General features: G+C 45.9%; 1 protein-coding gene. It reads right to left on the reverse strand.

All coding sequences use genetic code 11. The features are described from left to right. Positions 1-486: PstC family ABC transporter permease (locus tag HC175_RS17900; RefSeq protein WP_168139619.1), on the reverse strand; the 486-nt coding region annotated here is incomplete at both ends.

Here is a 486-nt window from a genome sequence, read left to right on the forward strand (position 1 = left end):
CTCTACCGGCACCGTGGGATCAAAGGTTAGTCTTGGCTGCTGCCCTGCTGCTATCGCTACTATCATAGTCTCACCAATTGCACGGGAGATGGCCAGGATAATTGATACTATAATTCCCGATGAAGCCGCAGGCACCAATACCCTGAATGAATTCTGAAGTTTGGTAGATCCCATACCGTAAGCTGCTTCTCTTAAAGAATTAGGAACAGCATGTAGCGCATCCTCGCTCAAAGAGGAAATGAACGGAATAATCATGATTCCCATCACCAGCCCCGCAGATAGCGAGTTAAAACCTGATAATCCAGGAATAAAGGATTGCAAAAAAGGGGTCACCACTGTTAATGCAAAAAATCCATAAACTACTGTAGGAACAGCCGCCAGCAATTCCAGCGCGGGTTTGATGGTCTTCCTAAAACTTCGCGGCGCATATTCGCTGATGTAAATACTAATGGATAACCCAACAGGTCCCGCAAAAATAATCGCGAT

Source organism: Salinimicrobium oceani (assembly GCF_012037645.1).